This window comes from Clostridium prolinivorans (assembly GCF_004011155.1).
GTDB classification, from domain to species: Bacteria; Bacillota; Clostridia; order Clostridiales; family Clostridiaceae; genus Clostridium_AT; species Clostridium_AT prolinivorans.
This window is the reverse complement of the sequence record NZ_RJWG01000004.1, coordinates 13,544-34,688: the sequence shown is the minus strand read 5'-3', so window position 1 is coordinate 34,688 and position 21,145 is coordinate 13,544. Positions and strand designations below refer to the sequence as shown.

Genomic DNA, 21,145 nt, shown 5'->3' with positions numbered 1-21,145 from the left:
AGTTTTAAATGGCATTAAAAATCAACATGAATGTCTAAAAAAATAGACGCAATATCTGTTAAGCCCAATTTACTTTTAGGTTAGGTAAGTTCACATTAATAATTAATTATGAAATATGATAATATGCAAGTGTAATCATAATATAAATGGCAATAAGTATAGCACCTTCTAACCAATAAGTTTTTCCATCTTGGAATACAAAATAAGACATACCTACTGCAATAAGTGCAATAATAATTTGAAATGTAGTAAATATAAGTGTAATAGGTACTGCAGTAAAAAAAGCATATATAACTAATACTGGAGTTACAAAAAGAGCCATTTGTATGCTGGAACCTATGGCTATCTCTAAACTTAAATTTATTTTATTTTTAAGAGAACTCATTATTGCAGAAATATTTTCACCAATATTTCCAAGTATAGGTATAAGTATAATTCCTAAAAATTCTTGAGAAATATTATAGGTGTTAACTATATATTTAACATTTACAATAAGTTTTTCACTTATTATATAAAGTAGTATAGATTCTATTATTATACCTAAAAATAATATCTTTATATTTTTGCCTTTTTTTGTTTCTTTAATTTCTTTTGTGTCACTAACTATAAATAAATTGCTATGTGTATAAAGTGAAAATATAAGACCTAAAATATAGACTAATATAAGTACTATTGCTACCTTTACGCTTATTTTAGATGCAGATGTTATTGTTAATGTACTATATTTATTTAATGAAGTCATGACTATTATAGCAGACATAGCAAGAAGAAGCATATTAAAATTTGTCCTAGCTGTTAATTTATTAAATACTTGTTCTTTATATTTAATCCCTCCAAAAAATATAGAAATCCCTAAAACAAGAAGTATATTTCCTATTATTGAACCAATAACAGATGATTTTACCATTGGAATCATTCCATATTGAATAGAAAGAAGTCCCATCATAAGTTCAGGAAGATTTCCAATAGTAGCTGTTAAAAGTCCTCCTTTTTTTTCTCCTATTAATTCAGATATATCATAAGTAAAATCACCAAGTAAAATAGCAATTAAAATTATAGCTATGGAATATAATAAAGAATTTAATAAAATTGAGGAAGTTTTAATTATAGTAAAAATTAATGATATTGATATAAAAATATAAAATTTTTTCATATAAACTACACCTTGTTATTATTAATCTCTTTAATAGATTATTCAAAAAATAATAAAATGTTACGGAATAAAAGTATATGCTAATTAGTATCAGTTTAAAAATTAATTTCATATAATAGTTAATAGTAAAAAGTATTATTAAGGGGAAGGAAGAATGGATTTAAAGCTTAAACTTAATACTTTAAGAAATGAGCTTGCTTGCACAATAGATTATTTTGAAAAGAAACAGAAGAAAACTAAAAAAAGGGCTAATACTGTTAAATTTACATCTGTAACTTTTAGTGCTCTTATTACTGTAGTTTTAGGTTTAAATAGCGGCGATTTAGCAGAAACTTTTAGAATGATTGCAATTTTATTAGGGGCAGTGGTTACTATAATAAATGCCATAGATGCATTTTATAATTTTGGTGCTTTATGGGTAAAAAATACAGTAACATTAGCTAGACTTAGGGAACTTAAAAGAGAATTAGATTTTTATGCTGCAGGTTCTGAAAGTAATGATATTTCACAAACTAAATTAGATGAGTATTTAAATAAAATGCAGCAAATATTAAAAGATGATATAAAGCAATGGCTTAGAATAAGGCAAAAGGTAGATTCTACAGAACAAAATAAACAAACTTCAAATTCTGAAAATGCAGACCAATTAAATATAGATGTAAATAGTTTTAGAAATAAAAAAATATTAAATAAAGAGACAAGTAGTGAAAATAATAATTAAGAAATTATATTAAACATGAAGGTAAATCGTTTTATGTATAAATTTCCAAAATGAAAATTATAATTATGTTAATTATTAGTTGTTATAAATATTTGGTGATATAATAAATAAAGTGGATAAATTTTTTATCCATTTTATTTTTATGTTATTGGAGGAATGTAAAAAGTTATGTATGCATTTAAAAAATATATAAAAAAATATTGGAAGCCTTTTTTAATAGCTTTATGCTTTTTAGTAATTGAGGCTTTTGCTGATTTAATGCAGCCTACTATAATGTCTAAACTTATAGATGATGGTGTATATTACAAAAATATGGACAATGTTATTAAATATGGAAGTTTAATGCTTATAATAACTGCAATTGGGGCAATTGGGGCTGTTGGAAGAAATATAATATCAAGCAATGTATCACAAAGTTTTGGTTCAGATTTAAGATTAGATCTTTTTAAAAAAGTTCAAAGCCTTTCTTTTGAAAATATAGATAAACTTGAACCTGCCTCTATTATAACTAGACTTACTAATGATGTTACACAAATTCAAGGATTTGTGCATGGCATGATGAGAGTATTTGTTAAATCACCTATAGTATGTGTTGGAAGCATTGTAATGGCTTCAATTCTTAATCCCAAAATGGCTGTAATACTTTTTATAGTTGTACCTATAGTTAGTATAATTATTTATTTTAGTATGAAAACTGGATATCCATATTTTACAAAAGTTCAAAAAGCGTTAGATAAATTAAATGAAGTTATGAGAGAGTATTTATCTGGAGTAAGGGTAGTTAAAGCTTTTAATAGATTTAATTATGAAACTGACCGCTTTGAAGAGAAAAATAAAGAACTTGCAGATCAAAACATAAAGGCTATGAGAGTTATGGCATTATTTAATCCTTTTATAACATTTGTCGTAAATATTGGAATAGCAGCTGTTTTATGGCTTGGAGGAATAAAAGTAAACAAAGGAGAAGTACAAGTAGGTCAGATTATAGCCTTTGTCAATTATATGACTCAAATTTTATTCTCATTAATGACTATTTCAAATGTTTTTATGATGTTTATAAGAGCAAAAGCTTCTGCAGAAAGAATTAGTTCTATATTCTTAGAAGAAAATACTATTAAATCTTCGGGAAAATACATAGACAATTTTAATACAAAAGGAAGTATAGAATTTGAGAATGTAAGTTTTTCTTATAATAATGAAAGTAGTGAGCCCGTACTTAAAGATATAAATTTAGTTATTAATCCTTCAGAAACCGTAGGGATTATAGGAGCTACGGGTTCAGGTAAAAGTACATTGGTAAATTTAATACTTAGGTTTTATGATACTTTATCTGGAAAAATAAAAGTAGATGGAATAGACGTAAAAGAATATAATATTAAGAAATTAAGAGAAAAAATAGCTATTGTACCTCAAAAATCTGTCCTTTTTTCAGGAACTATTTTAGATAATATTAAATGGGGAAAAGAAGATGCAACTTTAGAAGAAGTTATTTTTGCATCTAAAATTTCTATGGCTCATGAGTTTATAGTTAATTTTAAAGAAGGTTATAATACAGAGCTTGGTCAAGGAGGAGTAAATCTTTCTGGAGGACAAAAACAAAGAATAGCTATAGCCAGAGCACTTGTTAAGAAACCTGAAATACTTATTTTAGATGATAGCACCAGTGCGGTAGATGTAAATACAGAAGCTAAAATTAGAGAAGGTTTAAAAAAATATTCAATGAATCTTACAACTATTATAATAGCTCAAAGAATAACTTCTGTAATGAGAGCAGATAAAATTATAGTTTTAGATAATGGGAAGGTTGCAGCAGTTGATACTCACGACAATCTTATGAAAAAATGTAAGATTTATCAAGATATTTTTGCTTCCCAAATGGGAAAGGAGTTTATGTAGCATGGAAAATAAAAAATTTGGTCAAGGGGCTAATAAAATGCCAGGAGGAATGCATAGATTTGCTCCTGTTGCAAAGCCTAAAGATTTTAAAAAAACTATAAAAAGACTTTGGAAGTATTTTAAGAATGAAAAGAGAATGATTAGTATCATTTTTATTTTTCTTATTATAAGCAATATTATTGCTTTAATTGTACCTTTACTTATAGGAAAAGCTATAGATACAATGTCATTAAATAAATCAAAAGTTAATTTTTACGCACTAAATGTAGTTGTTGTAGTACTTTTAGTATCTTATATTGTAGATGCTTTTATAGTTTTTCTTCAAGGATATTTTATGGCAGGAGTATCGCAAAGAATAGTTAAAAATATTAGAAGTTCATTATTTGGTAAGCTTCAAAAACTTCCAATTTCTTTTTTTGATACTCATACACATGGAGATATAATGAGCAGATTGTCTAATGATATAGATAATATAAGTTCTACTATATCTCAATCTACAACTCAATTGATGTCAAATATTATAATGATAACAGGTTCTTTTATTATGATGCTTATAAAAAGTCCTATATTAACATTGGCTAGTGTAATTACAATACCTATGGTTTTTATTCTTACAAAAGGTATAGCTAAAAAAACAAAGCCACTTTTTAAAAAGCAGCAGGCTGTTCTTGGAGAGCTTAATGGTCAGATAGAAGAAACTATTTCAGGTATTCAAATTATTAAAGCTTTTAATCGTGAGGATAAAATTATAAAAGATTTTGAACAAACAAATTCTAAACTTAAAGAAGTAGGAATTAAGGCTCAAATTTTATCAGGATATATGATGCCACTTATGAATGTTATAAATAATATAGGATTTGCAGCTGTAGCAGGAGTTGGAGGAATTTTAGCGGTAAAAGATTTAATAACAGTAGGTACAATAGCAAGTTTTATAAGTTATTCAAGGCAGTTTTCAAGGCCGTTAAATGAAGTTGCAACTATATTTAACACACTTCAATCAGCTATTGCAGGAGCTGAAAGAGTTTTTGAAGTGTTAGATGAAGAAGAAGAAGCAGAAGACATTGATAATGCTAAAACATTAAAAAATCCAAAAGGACATGTAGTTTTCCAAAATGTAAGTTTTGGTTATAATAAAGATATACCTGTGCTTAAAAATATAAATTTTGAAGTGAAAGCTGGAGAAAGTATTGCCCTTGTTGGCCCTACAGGGTCTGGTAAAACTACTATTGTAAATTTACTTACTAGATTTTATGATGTAACAGAAGGTAGAATTTTGTTAGACGGCTGCGATATCAGAAATTATGAAAGAGATTATTTAAGGAAATGTTTTGGAATAGTACTTCAAGATACTTATCTTTTTTCTGGAACTATAAAAGAAAATATAAGATATGGAAGATTGGAAGCTTCCGATAAAGAAATAGAAGAAGCAGCTAAAATGTCAAATGCAGATGCATTTATAAAAAAACTTCCTAAAGGATATGAAACTATTCTTACAGAAAGCGGGAGTAATTTAAGCCAGGGACAGAGACAACTTTTAGCTATCGCCCGAGCAATACTTGCTAACCCTTCTATATTGATTTTGGATGAAGCAACAAGCAGCGTTGATACTCGAACAGAACTTCATATTCAAGAAGCTATGCTAAAATTAATGAAAGGAAGAACTAGCTTTATTATAGCTCATAGATTAAGTACTATAAAAGATTCAGACATAATTATGGTTATAGATAAAGGTAAAATAGTAGAAAAAGGAAATCACCAAAGCCTTATTAAGAAAAAAGGAGTTTATTATAATATGTATTATAGTCAATTTAAAAATATTGAAATGCAGCAAGAATTTTAAGTTCCTGCTGCTTTAATATTTTTTTGCCATTAAAAAATATTTTTAAGTATAGCTTAATATAATTAATAAATATAAAGTAAAACAAGAAAACAATTTAAAAAATAACAAAATTTAGAATAAGTGTTTGTTAATAAGCAAAAACAGATTTAGACAATATAAAATTTTAGGATTATAATTAAAGAATATTTAGAAAATTTATAAAGTATTTATAAATGAGTATTGGGGGGATATATGTGGAGTTTGTAATTAATAAAATAATGAGCATTGATAAAGATGCTGAAAATTATAGAAAAAGTATTGATATATTACTTCAAGAAAAGCAAAAATATACAGAAGAAAAAATAGATGAATTAAGGAATACTTATCAAAATGAAATAAAAATGTTAAAAGAAAATATATTAAAATCTAAGTTAAAAGAAGCAGAAGAAAGAGCTAAAGAAATTAGAAAAGAAAAAGAATTACAAATAAACCAAATTAATAACAAATATGAAAGCAGCAAAGAAAAAATAATAAATGAAGTATTTGAAAAAATAATAGGAGTTGTTTAGGAGAAAATTATTATGGGAAGCATTGTTAAATTTAGTGCTGTAAATTCTAAAGTTAAAGCTTTGAAGGGTAAAATGCTAAACAAAGAACAATATTTAAAACTTCAGCAGAGTAAAAATTTTAAAGATGCTGTAAATGTTTTAAAAGAAGAAACATATTATGGCAGAATTTTAAGTGATTATAATTTAGATACTATCCATAGAGAAGATTTAGAAATTATTTTAGATAGATATTATATAAATATTTATAGTAAGTTTTTAAATTATTTCAGCGGTGAGTATAGAAAAATTATAAAAAATTTATTTTTAAGATGGGAAATAGAAGATTTAAAAATAATTATACGTGGAAAGTATTTAAAAAAGAGCAGAGATGAAATAGAAAATAGATTAATAGCAAATAGTAATTTAAATACCATAAATTATGATTATCTTCTGCCTTTAAAAGATGCAGAAGAAATTTTGGAAGCTTTAAAAGAAACTATTTATTATAAGCCCCTTAAAAATTTAGTTAAAGATATAGATAAAAAAGGATTATTTAGATTGGAAACAGAACTTGATTTTCTTTATTTTTCTTCTATAAGAAAAGAAATTAAGCATCTTGACAAAGAAAATAAAGAGGCTGTTTATTCAATAATAGGTATAGAGGCAGATTTATTAAATTTAAACTGGATATATAGAGGAAAATTTTTTTACAAAATACCTCCTGAGGAATTATTTAATTATACTATATATGATAGTTTTAAACTTTCAAAAGATACTATAAAAAATCTTTGTTATGTAAATAGTAATGAAGAGTTTCAAAAACTTTTGAAAGATAGTAAATATTCATTTATATATCAAAATGACAATTTAAGTTTTATTGAAAAAAGAGAAAGAGAATTTGAAAGAGAATATTTTTCCAGAATCATTAAAGAAAATAAAAATAATTTAAGTGTAGTAATGAGTTACTTTATTTTATATGGTATAGAAATAAAAGATATCATATCTATATTAGAGCAAAAAAGATACATTATAGATATGAGTAAAAGTATAGTTTAATCTATACTTTATGGGGGTGACGATGTGGCCATAGAAAAAATGAATATGGTTAATTTAGTTGGAGATTTTTATGATTTTGATAAGCTTACAAAACTTATAGCATTAGAGGGGATTATGCAGCCTGTTAGTGCTCTTCAGGAAATAAATTCTTCAAATTTTATGCTAAAAACATCTAAAGATAATATTGAAGCTTTAATGGATGTAAATTTTATAAGACCTTATACTTCAAATAGAGATTATAGTTTAAGTATAAAGCACATTGAAAAGCTTATAAAAGCTCAAAAAAGTTTTGGAATACCTAAAGAAAATATAAAAGATATAATTTTTGATTTTAATATAATGGAAGAAAATTTATCTTTAATTTATAAAGAATATAAAACTTTAAACAAAAATCTTGAAAATTTAAATGAAACAAAAATGCAGCTAAAAAATGCTTATGAAGCTTTGCAATTTATAAAAGATATATCTATTAATATAGAAGATATACAATGTATGAAAAATTTTAAAACAGAAATTTATAAAGTATCTAAAGAAAATATGATTAAATTAAAGGCTAATTATGAAAATATACCTTCAGTTATACAAATCGTATATAAAGAAAAAGATTTTGTAATATTTATATCTTTTACGCCTATGCTTTTAATTGGAGAAACAGAAAAAATTTTTAAATCTGCAAATTGTGAATATGTAATGCTTCCTAATAATTATAAAGGTACTCCAAAAGAAGTTTTAAAATTTATTAAAGAAGAAATTGATAAAATACATAATTCTATTGAAGAAGTTACTATAGAAATCAAAGATTTTTTAATAAAAAATTCTAAATCTATACAAATACTATATAATAGTTATAAATTAGAAGAAAAAGCAGAAGAAATTAAAAAGACAGCAGCGTATACTAATGATTTTTTTTATATTTCAGGGTGGGTCCCTCAAAATTTTATTAAAAAGCTTGAAAAAATTATTAAAAATTTTGAAGATAGAATTATTTTTATTTATAAAAATCCAGATGAAATAGTAAATAAATCTATAGTTCCACCAACGCTTTTAAAAAATAATAAACTTTTTAAACCATTTCAAAGTTTGGTTGGGATGTATGGTATACCAAGTTATAACGAAATAGATCCTACAGCTTTTTTAGCTATAACTTATACATTAATGTTTGGTGCTATGTTTGGTGATGTAGGACAAGGAGCTGTACTTTTCTTAGCTGGTTTTTTATTAAATCATAAAATGCGTAGAATTAATTTAGGGGGAGTATTAGAAAGATTAGGCATAAGTTCTGTAATATTTGGATTTTTATATGGGAGTGTATTTGGATTTGAAGATTTAATAGGAGCCATACTTATAAGACCTATGGAAGATATAAATGATGTATTAATTGGAGCTGTAGTTTTTGGTTGTGTATTTATGATTTTAGGATTTATACTTGGAATTATAAATAGTTTAAGAAGAAAAGATTTAGAGAGAGGACTTTTTGGAAAAGAAGGTTTGGCAGGATTTATGTTCTACATTGGAGCATTAACTTTAGTAGCTTCTATAGCTTTTGATAAAAAAATAATGCCTGTAAGTTTATGGATAGTATATTTAATTTTCTTTTTAATTATTATTCTTTTAAAACAGCCTTTAGCTAATATTATATTAGGTAAAAAAGTTCTTTTTGATGAAGGTCCTAAAGATTATTTTATAGAGTCTGGTTTTGAAGTAGTAGAAACTATACTATCTATGTTTTCAAATACTCTTTCTTTTATAAGAGTAGGAGCCTTTGCTTTAAATCATGTTGGATTATTTGTTGCTTTTTCAGCTATGGCAAATATGAGCCAAAATGAGAGTGCTTCAGTTTTTATATTAATACTTGGTAATTTGATAATTATAGGACTTGAAGGATTAATAGTTTTTATTCAAGGATTAAGACTTCAATATTATGAATTATTCAGCAAATATTATGAGGGAATGGGTATCCCTTTTGAACCCGTAAAAATCAATATTTATTAATAAATTAAAATAGAGGAGTGTTAATATGGTTATAATTTTAGCGTTAACTTTTTGTATTGTTATAATTACTTTAACTTATGGATTTACTCAAAGAGCAAAAGAAGAAATATTAGGGAAAGAGAAGGTAAAAAAAGCTTTAAAGATAAATTTAGGAACATTTGTGCCTGTTATAACAATAGGGCTAATAATGAATATTCCAACTGTGGCAAAAGCTGCAGGAGAAGCTGTTTCTAATCCAGCAGCAGGACTTGGATATATAGCAGCAGGACTTTCAACTGGTCTTGCAACTATTGGAGCAGGATATGCTGTTGGTGCTGTTGGTTCGGCGGCTTTAGGAGCTGTATCTGAAGATCCTAAAATACTTGGAAAAACACTTATATTTGTTGGGCTTGGAGAAGGTATTGCTATATATGGTCTTATAATATCTATAATGATACTTTCAAGAATTTAAAATAAAAGGAGAAAATTTATGATTAGTTACTTGATAAGTGATAATATAGATACTTATGTAGGTATGAAGATGGCAGGAATTAATGGAATAGTTCTTCATAAAAAGGAAGATGTGTTAAAAAAAATAGATGAATTAAAAAAAGATAAAAATATAGGAATAATAATAATTACAGAAAAAATAGGACTTTTAATAGAAGATGAAGTAAGGCAAATTAAGCTTTCTAAGGAAAGACCTCTTTTAGTTGAAATACCAGATAGACATGGTTCAATAAAAGAAGGGGACTATATAGTTAAGTATGTTAAAGAATCCATAGGTCTTAAAATTTAGAAATAAATAAGTTTTAAGTTTGTAGAGGCAATTTAACTATAAACTTATTATATAAGGAGAGGTTTATATGACAACTATTGAAGATAAGATAAACTTATTTTCTAAGATAATATATGATAAATTAAATGAAGAAAAAGAAGAAAGACTTAAAGCTTATGAAAATGAGGCATTAAATAAAATAAATAAAGAAAAAGAAAAATTAGAAGAAATTAAGAAAAATACTATAATAGAGACTACTAAAAAAGCTAATATAAAAGCAAACGAAATAATTGCAAAAGAGAAAATTAATAAACAAAGAGAAATTTTAACTCTTAAAGACAATCTTGTAAAATTTACTATGGAAGAAGTTAAGAAAAAGTTAAAGATTTATACAACAAAAGAAGAATACAAAAATTATCTTTTTGATACTTTAGAAAAAGTTTTAGAAGATATTGAAGATGGGAGCTATTATATTACAGTTTTAAAAGATGATTATGAAAAATTTAAAAATAACATTGAAGATATAATTTCTAATTACAAAAATAAAAAAATAAATCTAGTTATATCTGAAGATGATTTTATTGGTGGAATAATTTTAAAAGATGCAGAAGGTAAATTTAAAATAGATTACAGTATAGCGAAAAAATTAAAAGAAAGCGAAGAATTAGTTGGTATTATAGTTATGGAAATGCTTGCTTAGGGGGATAGAAGCATGGAAGGAAAAATAGTTTTAATAAACGGCCCTGTTATTAAAGCTCTGCATATGCAGGGCTTTAAGATGAGGGAAATGGTTATGGTTGGCTTTAAAAAACTCATAGGAGAAATAATAATATTAGAAGGCGATTTTGCCACAATTCAAGTTTATGAAGAAACGAGTGGGCTTAAAATAGGAGAACCTATAGTTTCTACGGGCAGTCCTCTTTCTTTAAAACTTGGTCCTGGAATACTTGGAGGAATATTTGATGGAATTGAAAGACCTCTAAAAAAAATTAATGAAATATCTTATGGCTTCATACCTGAAGGTATAGGTCTTATTTCTTTAGATGAAGAAAAACTTTGGAATGTAGAAATTAAAGTTAATATTGGAGACGAACTTAAAGAAGGAGATATTTATGCAAGTGTTCAAGAGACTAATGCAATAGTCCATAAAATAATGGTTCCTCCAAATGTATTTGGTACTGTAATTGATGTAAAAGAAAGTGGTTTTTATAATATAGAAACAACAATAGTTACTTTAAAACAAGAAAATAAAATTTATGAGCTTAAGCTTTATCAATATTGGCCTGTAAGAAATCCAAGACCTGTAAAAGAAAAGAAAAGTATATTTAAGCCTCTTGTTACTGGACAGAGAATAATAGATATATTTTTTCCATTAGCTAAAGGTGGAACTTGTGCCATTCCAGGGGGATTTGGGACAGGAAAAACAATGACTCAGCATCAACTTGCGAAATGGTCTGATGCGGATATTATAGTTTACATAGGATGTGGAGAAAGAGGAAATGAAATGACAGAAGTTCTTGAAGATTTTCCAAAACTTATAGATCCTAGAACTAATATGCCGCTTATGAACAGAACTGTTCTTATAGCTAATACATCAAATATGCCAGTTGCTGCAAGAGAAGCAAGTATTTATACAGGTATAACTATTGCTGAATATTTTAGAGATATGGGATATCATGTGGCTATAATGGCAGATTCAACTTCAAGATGGGCAGAAGCACTTAGAGAAATTTCAGGAAGACTTGAAGAAATGCCAGCAGAAGAAGGATATCCTGCGTATCTTCCTTCAAGAATTGCTGAATTTTATGAAAGAGCAGGCTACTCTACAAATTTAAATGGTACAGAAGGCTCTGTTACTGTAATTGGTGCAGTTTCTCCAGCAGGTGGCGATTTTTCAGAACCTGTTACTCAAAATACTAAAAGATTTGTTTCTGCATTTTTAGGGTTAGATAAAAATTTAGCTTATGCTAGGCACTATCCTGCTATAAATTGGCTTTCAAGTTATAGTAGCTATTTACCTCTTTTAAAAGAGTGGTATGAAGAAAATGTGGCTGAAGATGTAATTATTTTAAGAGAAAAAATGTTAAAGCTTTTATATGAAGAAAACCAACTTTTAGAAATAGTTAAGCTTGTAGGAGAAGATGTTTTACCAGATGATCAAAGACTTATTATAGAAACAGCTAAATGTTTAAAATCAGCTTTTCTTCAGCAAAATGCTTATAATGACTTGGATACTTATGTACCTTTAAATAAACAATATAAAATGCTTAAAGTTATTGAAAGTTTTTATGATAAAGGAAGTGAAGCTGTAAAGATTGGTGTTCCAATTTCAGTTGTAGCTAACAAAGATATATTAGAAAAAATTTATAAAATGAAATATAACGTTCCTAATAATGATTTTTCTCTTATAGATGATTTAAAGAAAGATATAGCAGAGTTTTTTGACAAACTTATAGAAAAATATAGGAAGTGATCTAAATGAAAAAAGAATATTTAATGCTAGATAAAGTACAAGGACCTTTGATTATACTTTCTGATGTTGAAAATGCTGCTTATGATGAAATTGTAGATATAATTGTAGATGAAAATATAAGAAAAAAGGGTAAAGTTGTTCAAATATATAAAGATAAGGCTATAATTCAGGTTTTTGAATCTACTACTGGAATGTCTGTAAATAATACTTCTGTACAATTTAGAGGAGAACCTTTTAAAATACCTCTTTGTAAAGATATTTTAGGAAGAGAATTTAATGGTATAGGTGAACCAAGAGATAATGGAGGAGAAGTTTATTCTTTAAAAAAATATGATGTAAATGGAAGACCAATAAATCCTGTAGCTAGAAAATATCCAAGGAACTATATACAAACAGGAATATCTTCTATAGATTGTCTTTCTACATTAATTAGAGGACAAAAACTTCCTATATTTTCTGGAAGTGGTATGTCCCATAATGAATTAACTGCACAAATTATAAGGCAAGCAAAAATTTCAGGAGATGAGGAAGAAAAGTTTTGCATAGTATTTGGAGCCATGGGAATTAAATATGATGATTACAACTTTTTTAAAAAGAGCTTTGAAGAAGCAGGCGCATTAGAAAAGGTTGTAATGTTTACAAATTTGGCAGATGATCCAATAGTTGAAAGAATTATAACTCCAAGATGTGCATTGACTGCTGCAGAATATTTAGCCTTTGAAGAAGGAATGCATGTGTTAGTTATACTTACTGACATGACAAGCTATTGTGAAGCATTAAGAGAATTATCTTCATTAAAAGAAGAGGTTCCAAGCAGAAAAGGATATCCAGGATATTTATATTCAGATTTAGCTTCTCTTTATGAAAGAGCAGGAATGATGCATAAAAAAGAAGGTAGCATAACTCAAATACCTATACTTACTATGCCTAATGATGATATAACTCATCCCGTGCCAGATTTAACAGGTTTTATAACAGAGGGACAGATAGTTTTAAGCAGAGGAATAGAACAAAAAGGAATTTATCCTCCAGTAAATATACTTCCTTCTCTTTCAAGACTTATGAAAGATGGAATTGGTGAAGGTTTTACAAGAGAAGATCATGCTGAAGTTTCAAATCAAATATTTGCGGCATATTCTAGAGTGCAAGAAGTATTGGCACTTTCTCAAGTTATAGGTGAAGATGAACTATCAAATATAGATAAAATATATTTACAATTTGGAAGAGCGTTTGATGAAAAATTTTTAAAACAGTCTTATGATGAAAATAGAAATATAAATGAAACTTTAGATTTAGCTTGGGATATTTTAAGTATATTGCCTAAAAATGAGTTAGATAGAATATCTAAAGAAATATTAGATAAATATTATAATGAAGCGGTGAAATGATATGGATAATATAGCACCAACCAAATCTACTTTATTATCAGCAAAAAGTTCTTTAGAATTTTCTAAAAAAGGATATGAACTTTTAGATAAAAAAAGAAATGTACTTATAAAAGAAATGATGTCTTATGTATCAAAGGCATATAAGCTTCAGAAAGAAATTTTTATAACATTTTCTAAAGCTTATAAGGCTTTAGAAAATGCTAATATAACTACAGGAATTATTAATGTAGAAGATATAGCTATGACTATAGAAGAAAGTAATGATTATGATATTTTATTTAAAAGCGTTATGGGAGTAGAAGTACCAAAAGTAATTTTTAAAGAAAAAGAAATAGAACCTAGATATGGCTTTTATAGGACTAATGCTGCTATAGATGAGGCTATGGTTGAATTTAATAAAGTAAAATATTTAACTTATGAATTGACAGAAGTAGAAAATGCAGTATATAGACTTGCTATGGAAGTTAAGAAAACTCAAAAAAGAACTAATGCACTTTCAAATATTCAAATACCTAAATTTGAGGAAATAGTAAAATTTGTTACTGAAGTTCTTGAAGAAAAGGAAAGAGAAGATTTTTTCAGGTTAAAAGTAGTAAAGAAGAAATATAAAAAATAATTAATATTTTGTGCTATAATAAGTTATTGCAAATTATTTATTATAAGGATTAATATTTTGATAAGTTTATATAATAGAAATTAGGTGAATTAAATGAACATAAGTTTTTTAGGAGGGGCAAAAGAAGTAGGAGCAAGTTGTATACTTTTAAAAATTCAAGATAAAAAATAATTTTAGATTGTGGTATAAGACAAGGAAATTCTAAGGATATACTTCCCAATTTTAGGACTATTCAAGAAATTGGCGGATTAGATGCAATTATACTAAGTCATGCTCATATGGCTCATAGTGGAGCACTTCCAAAGATTTTAAATGAAGAAATATTAAAAAATAAAAAAAGAATTCCATAAGTTAACCGGTTATAAATTAATATGGTAAAATAAATATATAAATACATAAAAAGAGGTGGCTATATGAAAAATATAAATATTGGAGGAATATTAAAGGCTCCAGAAATTTCATTAGGATGTATGAGAATTGCAGAGCTTTCTAAAAATGAAGCAGCTAAACTTATTAATACTGCTTTAGAGGAAGGAATAAATTTTTTTGATCATGCAGATATTTATGGTGGTGGCAAATCAGAAGAAATTTTTGCTGATGCTTTAGGCATGAATTCAAATATAAGAGAAAAACTTATAATTCAAACGAAATGCGGAATAAGAAAGGGATTTTATGATTTTTCAAAGGAACATATATTAAATTCTGTAGATGGAAGTTTAAAAAGATTAAAAACTGATTATATAGATATATTACTTCTTCATAGACCAGATACATTAATGGAACCAGAAGAAGTAGCAGAAGCTTTTGATTTATTGCATAGAAGTGGTAAGGTTAAATATTTTGGAGTGAGCAATCAAAATCCAATGCAAATTGAACTTTTAAGTAAATATTTAAATCAAAAAATTATAATAAATCAGCTTCAATTTGGTATAATGCATACTGGCATGATAGATTCTGGAATTAATGTAAATATGAAAGTAGATTCTTCTATAGATAGAGATGGAAGTGTATTAGAATACTGCAGATTAAAAGATATAACAATTCAAGCTTGGTCGCCTTTTCAGTATGGATTCTTTGAAGGTGTATTTTTAGATAATGAAAAATTTTCAGAGCTTAATAAAAAAATAGATGAAATTGCAAAAAATAAAGGAGTATCAAATAGTGCTATTGCAGTTGCATGGATATTAAGGCATCCTGCTAAAATACAAACAATAGTAGGTACAACAAATAGTGAGCGTTTAAAAGATATATGTAAGGCTTCTAATGTAGAGATTACAAGAGAAGAATGGTATGAAATATATAAAGCAGCAGGAAACAGGCTCCCTTAAAATTTTTTATTTAGATAAAATTTTTATTTTTACTTAGATAAAAATTTTAGTTAATATAATTTAGTATAATATAAAGGTATAACTATCATACTAAATTAAGCCTGTGTGAAATAAGCATAAAGTCTTATATTTTAGGCTATGTTAACTTCACAATTAGGAGGAATTTATGGAAGAGTATACAATAAAAAAAGTACTAAATAACAATGTAGTAGTAGCAGAAAAAGATAAAAAGCAATTTATTTTAGTAGGAAAAGCTATTGGATTTAATTCAAGAAAAGGCTCCAAAATTTCAGAAGATAAAATTGAAAGCATATTTGTGAAACAGACAGAGGAAGAAAATAATTTCAACAAGATTTTAGAAAGTGTTGATAATAAAATAGTGGGTATTTCAGAAGAAATAATTTCTTTTTGTGAAAATGAATTAAAAGCAAAATTTACTGAAGCTATACATGTATCTCTTCCAGATCATATAAATTTTGCTATTAATAGAATAAAACAAGGTATAAAAATAGAGAACCCATTTTTACATGAGTTAATGGCACTTTATCCTAAGGAATATAGTTTAGCTAAAAAAGCTATAGATATGATAAATAAAAGACTTGATGTTAATCTTCCAGAAACTGAAATAGGTTTTATATGTATGCATATAAATGCTGCTCTAAATAATAAAGAGGTAAGCAGTGCTTTATCATATACAAAAAAAATAGGAGAAGTTATGGAACTTATATCAAAACTTTTAAAAAAAGATTTTGATAAAAATTCAATAGAATATTTAAGGACTGTTACACATATAAACTTTATGCTTCAAAGAGTTATAAAGAAAAAAACTATTAAAAATTATCTTCTTGACAGCATAAAAAAAGAAATGTATAATGAGTATGATTTAGCAATTAAGATTGCTTTAAAAATTGAAAATTTGTTTTCTATAAAAATTCCTGAAGATGAAATTGGTTATATTGCACTCCATATTAGGAGGCTTTCAGAAATATAAGCAGTGTTACTATTAAATTAGGCACGAGCTTAAAATGACTACTATATTATTTGTAGTTATTTTTTGCTTGTGCTTTATTTTTTTGAATTTATATTAAGCATAAAAGGAATAATAGAAAACAAATATAAAAAATTTAATATTTTATAAATACTAAAAAAGGAGGACTTTCTATGAAGAAATTATTCGCAACACTTCAAAAAATAGGTAAATCCTTAATGCTTCCTGTTTCGGTTTTACCTGCAGCTGGTCTTTTGCTAAGATTTGGGCAGCCAGATTTATTAAACATACCATATATGGCTCAAGCAGGAGATGCTATATTTAGTAATCTTCCTATGATATTTGCAGTTGGTGTAGCCATAGGATTTTCAGGAGGAGAAGGAGTAGCGGCATTAGCTGCTGTAGTTGGTCAGTTTATACTACAAGCTGTTATAAAAGTTGCAAGTAGTAATGCAGCAACAGCACTTGCTCAAAAAACTGCTGCAGCTCAAAATATGGCATTAAAAGATTTTATGGCTACTCCAGCTTATTCAGATATAGTTTCAAAAACTACCATAAATATGGGCGTTTTTGGAGGTATTGCTATAGGTCTTATAGCTGGGTATCTTTTTAATAAATTTCATGATATAAAACTTCCACAAGTTCTTGGTTTTTTTGGAGGAAGAAGATTTGTACCTATAATAACTTCTGTTGCAGCACTTGCTTTTGGTATAATTGGAGTTACAATTTGGGCACCAATTCAAAATGGAATAAATGTTGCTGCACAATGGGCAAGTAATTCTATTTTTGGACCAGCATTTTATGCAGCTGGTAAGAGACTTTTAATTCCAGTTGGACTTCATCATATGTATTATCCACCATTTTTGTATCAATTTGGGGAGTATGTTTCTAATGGCGTAAAATATTTTGGAGATTCTGCGAGATATTTCCAAGGAGATCCAACTGCCGGAGTATTTATGGCTTCTGAATATCCAATTTTAATGTTTGGACTTCCAGGAGCAGCACTTGCTATGATTGCAGCAGCTAAAAAAGAAAATAGAAAAAAAGTTTCTGGTATGATGATTTCTGCAGCTTTTGTTGCTTTCTTAACTGGTATTACAGAACCAATTGAATTTTCATTTATATTTGTAGCACCTATGTTATTTGTATTCCATGTGTTAGCAGCATTTTTATCAGGAATTATTACAAGTATTTTAAAAATTAGATTAGGTTATACTTTTTCAGCTTCATTTATTGATTATTTATTAGGTTTTAAATATGCTGGAAATCCATGGCTTATATGGCCTGTTGGATTAGCTTTCTTTGCTTTATATTTTGTAGTTTTTTATTCAGTTATAAAAGCACTTAATATAAAAACTCCAGGAAGAGAAGATGAAGATGCTGATGCACCAATGCCTATAAATGTTAAAGGCAGTGAAAAAGCACGCAGAGTATTAATGGCTATAGGTGGAAAAGAAAATATAGAAGTTTTAGATGCTTGTGTTACTAGATTAAGACTTACTTTAAAAGATGTTTCAAAAGTACAACAATCTACTCTTAAAGCACTTGGAGCTGCAGGAATTTTAGTTGCAGGAAATAGCGTTCAAGTAATTTTTGGAACAGAAGCTGAAAGAATTAAAGAAGATATAAAAGCTATAATCGCAAGCGGTGCTTTAGATGAAAATATTGAATTTGAAGATTCTGATGCTCCTAAAGAAGAACAGGCTAAAGTAGATGAAAATAAAGATATAAAATCTGGTACTTATATATTATCAAGTCCAATTGATGGAGAGATAGTAGAACTTTCAAAAGTTCCAGATGAAGTTTTTTCAAGTAAAATGCTTGGAGATGGTTTTGCTGTGGTGCCAAAAGGGAACAAAGTATATTCCCCTATAGATGGAGAAATTACTGTGCTTTTCCCAACAAAACATGCTGTAGCTATAACTACAGAAGCAGGACTTGAAGTTTTAGTCCATATTGGAGTAGATACTGTAAGCTTAAATGGTGAAGGATTTACAGCTCATGTTGCACAAGGAGATAAAGTAAAAAAAGGTGATTTACTTTTAACATTAGATTTAGATTTCCTTAAAGAAAAAGCTAAAAGTGTTATTTCTCCAGTTATAATAACTAATATGGATAAAGTTGAAAAAATAAATGTAGAAACAGGTATAAAAAATAATGGAGATAAAGTAGCTGAAGTTACAATTAAGTAAAAAAACAAAGCCAGATTTATAAAAATTTAAATCTGGCTTTGTTTTTTATTAAAATAATAGTAGAATATATTTTAAAGATAAATTAAGGGAGGTAATAATATATGAAAATAGGAATATTAAGTGATATACATGGATATCCTGAAAAATTTAATAAAGCTCTTTCTTTTTTTAAGGATTGTGAAATGATACTTTGTGCAGGAGACATACTTTATCATGGACCAAGAAATCCAATTTTAGAAGGTTATAATCCTCAAAAGCTTATTGAAGAAATTGAAAAAAATTCTATTCCAATTCTTTTTGCACGTGGGAATTGTGATGCTGATGTTGATTTAATGGTACTTAAATCAACAATTATCTCAGAATATATATTTTTTGAAAAAGATAATGTTCGTTTTATAGTTACTCACGGACATAATACTGATAAAATAAGACTTAAAGAAATAGCTAATAACTATAAAGCAGATGTTATAATAAGCGGACATACCCATATAAGAGAGTTAGACATAGATGGTAAAACTATATATATAAATCCGGGAAGTATATCTGTTCCTAAGGGAGATGATATACCATCTATAGCTTTATATGAAAATGGTAAAGTAAAATTTATAGATATAAGAAATGGGGAAGAAATTATAGTAAAAAATTGCTAATACATTTTATTAATAGTATAAAAAAGATAATATAGCAAATAATACTATAAAATCAAAAATATAAAAAAGAGGGGATAAAATATGGATAATAAATTAAGAATACAAAAGATTAAGAAAAATCCTGAAGGCGATATAACAGATGTAATGCTTGAAAATGGTAATGTATATTCTATAAATGAGGCTATAACAATGGCTAAAGATGGTTTAATTGAAGGGGTAAATGTTGGAAAATCTAAAAATGGAAGAGAATATTTAAGAAGTAATCCAAACGATAAAGAAGGAGATAATTTAGATAATCTTCCTATATTTTAATAAACTTAAAGCCGTACCATTTTATAAGGTACGGCTTTAAAATTTTTTTTATAATTAAATTAAATAATATAATAAAAAATAATTTATGAATAATGGAGTTTAGGTATATAATTTTTATATATTTATAAAAGCAGGTGATAATAGTGAGTAAATTTATAAAAAAATCTTTTAAAAAAATTGGAGAATCTCCAGGTACATTAGTATACAATGGGGAATATAAAACAGATGAAATTAAACTTACAATGATTAAATACAATAAAGATTTTTATGAAAAAATAGATTTAAATGATATTAAGGAATGTTTTGATGATAACAATAAAGAATATATAAAATGGGTAAATATTGAAGGACTTCACGATGTAAGTATTATACAGGAAATAGGAACTAAATTTAGTCTTCATCCTTTAATGCTTGAGGATATAGTAAATGTTAGTCAAAGACCTAAGATAGATGATTATGAAAATTATATTTTAGTCATAATTAAAATGGTTTATTACAATGAACATATAAGGGAAATTGTAACTGAGCAAGTAAGCTTTGTACTTATAGATAATTATATTTTTTCTTTTCAAGAATTTGAAGGAGATGTGTTTGATGAAGTAAGAGAAAGAATAAAAACTGCTAAAGGGAATATAAGAAAGCAAGGTGTAGATTACTTACTTTATTCTCTTATTGATTCTATTGTTGATAGCTATTTTTTTATATTAGAAGAAATTGGTGATTATTCTGAAAAGATTGAAATACAGCTTATGGAAAATCCTAAAAAAGAAGTACTTCATAATATATATGATTTAAAAAGAGAAATGATATATTTAAGTAATTCTATATGGCCATTAAGAGAAGTTGTTGGTAACTTAACTAGAACAGATTCTATTCTTATAAAAGAAAATACCAAAGTATATTTAAGAGATGTACATGATCATATAATACAAATTGTTGATATTATAGAATCTTATAGAGATATATTTTCTGGAATGCTTGATACGTATTTATCAAGTATAAGTAATAAAACTAATGAAGTTATGAAAATATTAACTATATTTTCAAGTATTTTTATTCCTTTAACTTTTTTAGCGGGGATTTACGGCATGAACTTTAAATATTTTCCTGAACTTAATTTTGTTTGGGCTTATCCAGCATTCTGGGTAGTAACTATTATTATTATTATAACAATGATAAAATATTTTAAAAATAAAAAATGGTTATAAATTTAATTATTCTCAAGATAGTAGATAATATGTTACAATGTTCTTATA

The 21,145-nt window shown here is 26.7% G+C and carries 19 protein-coding genes and 1 pseudogene; 19 read left to right on the top strand and 1 reads right to left on the bottom strand.

The genetic code is table 11. The features are described 5' to 3' along the window. Window positions 1-106 precede the first annotated feature (106 nt). The gene (gene cax, locus EGD97_RS05395; RefSeq protein ID WP_127836688.1) at window positions 107-1,153 is read right to left on the bottom strand and encodes a calcium/proton exchanger; all 1,047 of its coding nucleotides are present in this window, start codon (window positions 1,151-1,153) and stop codon (window positions 107-109) included. 154 nt (window positions 1,154-1,307) lie between these two features. Between cax and EGD97_RS05390 the strand changes: the two genes are divergently transcribed. From EGD97_RS05390 to corA, 19 genes and pseudogenes are all read left to right on the top strand, one after another. Continuing rightward, entirely contained in the window at window positions 1,308-1,874 is a 567-nt protein-coding gene (locus EGD97_RS05390) for a DUF4231 domain-containing protein (RefSeq protein ID WP_127836687.1), read from the top strand. Between the two features lie 168 nt (window positions 1,875-2,042). Then, complete coding sequence (locus EGD97_RS05385; protein WP_127836686.1) at window positions 2,043-3,770, top strand: ABC transporter ATP-binding protein; 1,728 nt, start codon at window positions 2,043-2,045, stop codon at window positions 3,768-3,770. A gap of 1 nt (window position 3,771) precedes the next feature. After that, window positions 3,772-5,610, top strand: a complete 1,839-nt coding sequence (locus EGD97_RS05380) for an ABC transporter ATP-binding protein (RefSeq protein WP_127836685.1) — start codon at window positions 3,772-3,774, stop codon at window positions 5,608-5,610. Window positions 5,611-5,843: 233 nt separating this feature from the next. Continuing rightward, complete coding sequence (locus tag EGD97_RS05375; RefSeq protein WP_127836684.1) at window positions 5,844-6,158, top strand: hypothetical protein; 315 nt, start codon at window positions 5,844-5,846, stop codon at window positions 6,156-6,158. A gap of 12 nt (window positions 6,159-6,170) precedes the next feature. Continuing rightward, on the top strand, window positions 6,171-7,193 hold the full coding sequence (locus tag EGD97_RS05370) for a V-type ATPase subunit (protein WP_127836683.1): 1,023 nt from the start codon (window positions 6,171-6,173) through the stop codon (window positions 7,191-7,193). 24 nt (window positions 7,194-7,217) lie between these two features. Next, on the top strand, window positions 7,218-9,185 hold the full coding sequence (locus EGD97_RS05365; RefSeq protein ID WP_127836682.1) for a V-type ATP synthase subunit I: 1,968 nt from the start codon (window positions 7,218-7,220) through the stop codon (window positions 9,183-9,185). A gap of 25 nt (window positions 9,186-9,210) precedes the next feature. Next, window positions 9,211-9,636, top strand: a complete 426-nt coding sequence (locus EGD97_RS05360; protein ID WP_127836681.1) for an ATP synthase subunit C — start codon at window positions 9,211-9,213, stop codon at window positions 9,634-9,636. A gap of 18 nt (window positions 9,637-9,654) precedes the next feature. Beyond that, the gene (locus EGD97_RS05355) at window positions 9,655-9,963 is read left to right on the top strand and encodes a V-type ATP synthase subunit F (protein WP_127836680.1); all 309 of its coding nucleotides are present in this window, start codon (window positions 9,655-9,657) and stop codon (window positions 9,961-9,963) included. A 67-nt stretch (window positions 9,964-10,030) separates the two neighbouring features. Further along, window positions 10,031-10,642 (top strand): V-type ATP synthase subunit E, encoded by a 612-nt coding sequence (locus EGD97_RS05350; protein ID WP_127836679.1) that lies wholly within the window; start codon window positions 10,031-10,033, stop codon window positions 10,640-10,642. A 12-nt stretch (window positions 10,643-10,654) separates the two neighbouring features. Further along, window positions 10,655-12,415, top strand: coding sequence for a V-type ATP synthase subunit A (locus EGD97_RS05345; protein ID WP_127836678.1), 1,761 nt, complete (start codon window positions 10,655-10,657; stop codon window positions 12,413-12,415). Between the two features lie 5 nt (window positions 12,416-12,420). Continuing rightward, on the top strand, window positions 12,421-13,803 hold the full coding sequence (locus EGD97_RS05340; RefSeq protein WP_127836677.1) for a V-type ATP synthase subunit B: 1,383 nt from the start codon (window positions 12,421-12,423) through the stop codon (window positions 13,801-13,803). Between the two features lies 1 nt (window position 13,804). Continuing rightward, complete coding sequence (locus EGD97_RS05335) at window positions 13,805-14,419, top strand: V-type ATP synthase subunit D (protein WP_127836676.1); 615 nt, start codon at window positions 13,805-13,807, stop codon at window positions 14,417-14,419. Window positions 14,420-14,512: 93 nt separating this feature from the next. After that, a pseudogene (locus EGD97_RS05330) lies at window positions 14,513-14,736 on the top strand (MBL fold metallo-hydrolase); the annotation flags it as partial. A 96-nt stretch (window positions 14,737-14,832) separates the two neighbouring features. Beyond that, window positions 14,833-15,747, top strand: a complete 915-nt coding sequence (locus EGD97_RS05325; protein ID WP_078681186.1) for an aldo/keto reductase — start codon at window positions 14,833-14,835, stop codon at window positions 15,745-15,747. 166 nt (window positions 15,748-15,913) lie between these two features. Beyond that, window positions 15,914-16,738, top strand: a complete 825-nt coding sequence (locus EGD97_RS05320; RefSeq protein WP_078681185.1) for a PRD domain-containing protein — start codon at window positions 15,914-15,916, stop codon at window positions 16,736-16,738. 170 nt (window positions 16,739-16,908) lie between these two features. After that, window positions 16,909-18,927: a glucose PTS transporter subunit IIA gene (locus EGD97_RS05315; RefSeq protein ID WP_078681184.1), complete on the top strand. Its 2,019-nt coding sequence runs from the start codon at window positions 16,909-16,911 to the stop codon at window positions 18,925-18,927. Between the two features lie 101 nt (window positions 18,928-19,028). Next, the gene (gene yfcE / locus EGD97_RS05310; RefSeq protein WP_078681183.1) at window positions 19,029-19,577 is read left to right on the top strand and encodes a phosphodiesterase; all 549 of its coding nucleotides are present in this window, start codon (window positions 19,029-19,031) and stop codon (window positions 19,575-19,577) included. Between the two features lie 81 nt (window positions 19,578-19,658). Next, complete coding sequence (locus tag EGD97_RS05305) at window positions 19,659-19,889, top strand: DUF3892 domain-containing protein (protein ID WP_127836675.1); 231 nt, start codon at window positions 19,659-19,661, stop codon at window positions 19,887-19,889. Window positions 19,890-20,032: 143 nt separating this feature from the next. Continuing rightward, window positions 20,033-21,097 carry a magnesium/cobalt transporter CorA gene (gene corA, locus EGD97_RS05300; protein ID WP_127836674.1) on the top strand — a complete coding sequence of 355 codons (1,065 nt, stop codon included), beginning with the start codon at window positions 20,033-20,035 and terminating at the stop codon, window positions 21,095-21,097. Window positions 21,098-21,145: the final 48 nt, after the last annotated feature.